Origin of the sequence: Stenotrophomonas sp. PS02300, assembly GCF_029959395.1 — a bacterium.
Taxonomy (GTDB): Bacteria; Pseudomonadota; Gammaproteobacteria; order Xanthomonadales; family Xanthomonadaceae; genus Stenotrophomonas; species Stenotrophomonas maltophilia_AD.
Window position 1 is genome coordinate 1 of record NZ_JASCOP010000196.1, and the last position, 4939, is coordinate 4939.

Annotated in this window: 4 protein-coding genes; 3 read left to right on the top strand and 1 reads right to left on the bottom strand. The window is 67.7% G+C overall.

The features are described from left to right. Nucleotides 1-268: 268 nt before the first annotated feature. Genes mutL through QMX79_RS19970 form a run of 3 tightly spaced genes read left to right on the top strand, consistent with a single transcriptional unit; the run spans nucleotide 269 to nucleotide 4016 of the window. Entirely contained in the window at nucleotides 269-2122 is a 1854-nt protein-coding gene (mutL, locus tag QMX79_RS19960; protein WP_282248331.1) for a DNA mismatch repair endonuclease MutL, read from the top strand. 11 nt (nucleotides 2123-2133) lie between these two features. Beyond that, nucleotides 2134-3069: a DUF1684 domain-containing protein gene (locus QMX79_RS19965; protein ID WP_282248333.1), complete on the top strand. Its 936-nt coding sequence runs from the start codon at nucleotides 2134-2136 to the stop codon at nucleotides 3067-3069. Next, a complete protein-coding gene (locus tag QMX79_RS19970) occupies nucleotides 3066-4016 on the top strand; it encodes a TraB/GumN family protein (RefSeq protein WP_282248334.1) in 951 nt (316 codons plus the stop codon). Before QMX79_RS19965 ends, QMX79_RS19970 begins: the two co-directional genes overlap by 4 nt. Nucleotides 4017-4098: 82 nt before the next feature. Here QMX79_RS19970 and phaR read toward each other — a convergent pair whose 3' ends face one another. Next, nucleotides 4099-4629: a polyhydroxyalkanoate synthesis repressor PhaR gene (gene phaR, locus QMX79_RS19975; RefSeq protein WP_282248335.1), complete on the bottom strand. Its 531-nt coding sequence runs from the start codon at nucleotides 4627-4629 to the stop codon at nucleotides 4099-4101. Nucleotides 4630-4939 lie beyond the last annotated feature (310 nt).

The window sequence follows — 4939 nt, forward strand, 5'->3', positions numbered from 1 at the left end:
CGGCGGGCGGGCTGTCCCCTTAGGGACTGTCAAAAACTGGGGGCGGGCGCAGGCGCCGGACGGGTTGGGCAGGACGCCCAACCCCGGCCTTGCCGTGTACGCAGGATTGCGTACACGTGCAAGTTTTTGCCAAGCCCCCAAGGATGGGTTTACGGCGTGTCCCGTAGGGGACTGCCCGCCGGCCTCCCCACCCGGTGGAGACAGAGACGCTGCACTTCGCGCGAAACCATCCAACGCTAGAAAGGCGCCATTTCGCTATCATCACCGCATGACGATCCGCCAACTTCCCGAAATCCTCATCAATCAGATCGCTGCTGGCGAGGTCGTTGAACGCCCGGCGTCGGTGGTGAAGGAACTGGTGGAAAACGCGCTGGATGCCGGTGCCACCCGCGTGGATATCGACCTGGAAGAGGGTGGGGTGCGGTTGATCCGCATCCGTGACGATGGCGGTGGCATCGCGCCGGAAGAGCTGCCGCTGGCGGTGTCGCGGCATGCCACCAGCAAGATCGCCAGCCTGGATGACCTGGAAGCGGTGGCCACGCTCGGCTTCCGTGGCGAAGCGTTGCCGTCGATCGCGTCGGTGAGCCGCTTTACCCTGGCTTCGCGCCGGCGCAGCGACGAACACGGTTCGGCGCTGCAGATCGAGGGCGGCAAGCTGGGCGAAGTGACTCCGCGCGCGCATGCGCCGGGCACCACGGTGGAAGTGCGCGAGCTGTTCTACAACGTGCCGGCACGCCGCAAGTTCCTGCGTGCCGAGCGGACCGAGCTGGGCCATATCGAAGAGTGGCTGCGTTCGCTCGCGCTGGCGCGGCCGGACGTGGAGCTGCGGGTGTCGCACAACGGCAAGCCGTCGCGGCGCTACAAGCCGGGCGACCTGTATTCCGATGCGCGGCTGGGCGAGACGCTGGGCGAAGACTTCGCCACCCAGGCCATGCGCGTGGACCACAGCGGTGCCGGCCTGCGCCTGCATGGCTGGATCGCGCAGCCGCATTATTCGCGCGCCAGCACCGACCAGCAGTACCTGTACGTCAACGGCCGTTCGGTGCGCGACCGCAGCGTGGCGCATGCGGTGAAGATGGCCTACGGCGATGTGCTGTTCCATGGCCGCCAGCCCGCGTACGTGCTGTTCCTGGAGCTGGACCCGACGCGGGTGGACGTCAACGTGCACCCGGCCAAACATGAAGTGCGGTTCCGCGATTCGCGGCTTATCCACGACTTCGTCTACCGCACGTTGAAGGAAGCGTTGGGGGAAACCCGTGCGGGCATGACCGCAACGGGGGCGGGCAGTGAAGGTGTTGCCGATGCCGCCATGCCGGCTTACGCCAGCGCGGCCGCTGGTACCGGCTACGCGTTGGCCGGCGGCGGTGGTGGCATGGGCAGTGCCGCCTGGCGCCCGCAGCAGTCGCCGCTGGGCCTGCGCGTGGCCGATGCACCGTCGGCGTACGCGGCGCTGTATGCACGCCCGGCCGGCAGCGATGCCGCGTTGCCGCCGATGCCCAGCGAGCAGGGCCTGCCGGTCACCGCGGCCGACAGCGGCGTGCCGCCGCTGGGCTATGCGGTGGCGCAGCTGCACGGCATCTACATCCTGGCCGAGAATGCCGAAGGCCTGATCGTGGTGGACATGCATGCCGCCCATGAGCGGATCGGCTACGAGCGGCTGAAGACCGCGCACGATGCCACCGGCCTGCATGCGCAGCCGCTGCTGGTGCCGATCACCCTGGCGGTGGGCGAGCGCGATGCCGATACCGCCGAGCGCGAAGCCGAGACGCTGACCGCGCTCGGCTTCGAGATCACCCGCTCGGGTCCCGGTTCGCTGCATGTGCGCAGCATTCCCACGCTGCTGGCCAACGCCGAGCCGGAAGGGCTGCTGCGCGATGTGCTTACCGACCTGCGCGAACACGGCCAGAGCCGGCGCATCGCCAGTGCGCGCGACGAGCTGTTGTCGACCATGGCCTGCCACGGTGCGGTGCGTGCCAACCGGCGGCTGACCCTGCCGGAAATGAACGCGCTGTTGCGCGACATGGAAATCACCGAGCGGTCCGGCCAGTGCAACCACGGCCGGCCCACCTGGGCCCGTTTTTCACTGGCGGAAATCGACCGCTGGTTCCTGCGCGGACGTTGAAGGGGAGCACGATGCGTACTTGGGGATGGGGACTCGGCGCGGCAGTGCTGGCGCTGGGCCTGGCAGGGTGTGGCGACAAGGAAACCGCGCCGGCACCGGCGGCGGTGGATCCGGCGTTCGCCGCCGAACAGCAGCAATGGCGGCAGCAGCGCTACACCGAACTGCAGGCGCCCGATGGCTGGACCAGTCTGGTCGGCCTGCATTGGCTGGAACATAAAGCGCACTACATCGGCAGCGGTCCGGGCAGCGGCATCCGCCTGGCCGTGGGCCCGGCCAAGCTGGGCATGGTGGCGCATCGCGGCGACATCCTGACCTTTACGCCCGAGCGCGGCGTGGCCGTGACCGTGGATGGCAAGCCGATCACCGGGCCGATCCGTTTCCAGAGCGACCGCGATCCGGAACCGACCCACATTGCTTTCGATGACGGCAAAGGCCAGCTCAGCCTGATCCACCGTGGCCAGCGCTACGCGCTGCGGGTCAAGCATGCCGATGCGTATTCGCGCACCGGCTTCACCGGCATCAACTATTGGCCGGGTGGTCCGGATTGGCGCATCACCGCACAGTTCGTGCCGCACCCGGCCGGCAAGACCCTGCCGATCGTGGACATCACCGGCCTCACCACCGAGATGCCCAATGCCGGCGCACTGGAGTTCGAGCGCGACGGCAAGACCTGGCGGCTGGAAGCGCTGGGTGAACCGGGGCGCGAGCTGTTCGTGATCTTCGGCGACCGCACCAGCGGTCACGGCAGTTACCCGGCCGGCCGCTACCTGGACCTGCCTGCGCCCGACGCGGGCGGCAAGGTGGTGATCGATTTCAACCACGCCTACAACCCGCCGTGCGCGTTCACCCCGTTCGCCACGTGCCCGCTGACCCCGCCGGAAAACCGCCTGGACCTGAAGGTCGAAGCCGGTGAACAGGCTTACCACACACCCCAGGGAGGGGTTTGAGAATGACGATGCTGAAGCGACTGGCGGCCCCGCTGCTGCTGGCCACCGGCCTGCTGCTGGGCAGCGCCACCGCACTGGCGGCTGCCCCGGCGGCCAAGTCCACCGCGCCGGTCCCGTTGCTGTGGAAGGTGACCGGCCCGGGCGACAGCCGGGTGTACCTGCTGGGCTCGTTCCACCTGCTGCGCGCCGATGATTACCCGCTGGCGGCCGACGTGGACCAGGCCTTCGCGGCATCCAAGCGCGTGGTGTTCGAACTTTCGCCGCAGGACATGCAGTCGCCGGACCTGACCCGCAAGATGCTGCAGGCGGCGATGCGCACCGATGGCAGTGAACTCAAGCGCGACCTGGACGACGCCACCTGGACCAAGCTGCAGGCCTACGCGCGCGACAACAACCTGCCGCTGGCGCAGCTGCAGGGCATGAAGCCGTGGTTCGTCGGGCTGACCATCACCCTGTCGCAGTTCGCGAAGATGGGGCTGGACCCGGCGCTGGGGCTGGACCGCCATTTCATGACGCGCGCAGCCGATGCGGGCAAGCCGACCAGTGGCCTGGAAGACATCGACACGCAGGTGGCGGTGCTGTCGGGCATGTCGGCGCAGGAACAGCAGCAGATGGTGGCCGAGGCGCTGGACCAGGCCGACCAGGCCGATGCCATGGGCCGCAAGCTGCATGACGCCTGGCGCCGCGGCGACGACAAGTTGCTGTGGACCTCGATGGCCGCGGAAATGCGCGGCGAGTACCCGCAGCTGTACAAGCGCATCAATACCGACCGCAACAATGCCTGGGTGCCGAAGCTTGAGCAGCAGCTCAAGGCCGGGCAGGGTGGCACGCTGGTGGTGGTGGGCTCGCTGCACCTGCTGGGCGACGATGGCGTGGTCGAGAAGCTGCGCGCCAAGGGCTACCAGGTGGAGCGGATCTGCACGGGCTGCGCCAAGCCCAAGCGCTGATTCCCCGAACCCGGAAACGAAAAAGGCGCGGCCGTGAGGCTGCGCCTTTTTTCATGCGGCCCGGCGCTGCCGGGCGGCGTGGTCAGCGGCGGGTCTTGCCGGCGGTGGGGGCTTCGGGCTTGCCGGTGCCGGTACCCGTACCGGTGCCGGTCTGGGTGCCCGGCGGACGCGGGCCGAAGCCGCCGCCCATGTTGCGCTGGAAGTCCTGCCACAGCTCCAGGTTGCGTTCGGTGAGCTGGTTCATCATCGCCCACGGGGTCTGGCCGAGCAGGTTGCCCATCTGCTGGCGGAACTGCTGCTGCTGGTCCAGGAAGACCTGCATGCTGCGTTCCAGGTAGTTGCCCATGAAGCCCTGCAGCGAATCGCCATAGAACCGGATCAGCTGGCTGAGCAGCTGGGTGGAGAGCATGGGCTCACCGTCCTGTTCCTGGTCGGCGATGATCTGCAGCAACACTGAACGGGTCAGGTCGTCGCCGCTCTTGGCGTCGCGGACTTCGAAGTCCTCGCCGTCCAGGATGAGCTGGCGCACGTCCTCGATGGTGATGTAACTGGAAATCTCGGTGTCGTAGAGACGGCGGTTCGGATACTTCTTGATGATGCGGTTCGCAGCCATGAAGCAATCACTCGCAAGCGTATGCGCGAAGCATGGCGCAGCGCAGCACCGGTTGCAACCTCCTTCGGTCATGCATTTGAATTCTTCATGCTGCGCAGCATGGACTGCAGCATAAATGCGGTTGCGCAACCGGGGCTGCGCTGCGCCAGGCTTCGTGCCTACGCTTGCTGCCCACGTTTTGCGCAGCAAAACGTGGGCCCCCCGGGCATGTTTCCTTATCCCCGCGCCTTCGGCGCGCCCCCGTTAACAAAAAGGGGGCTCTCCTCCAGATGGATTGCGTGGGCCGGCCCACGGCCGGCGCGACCGGGGG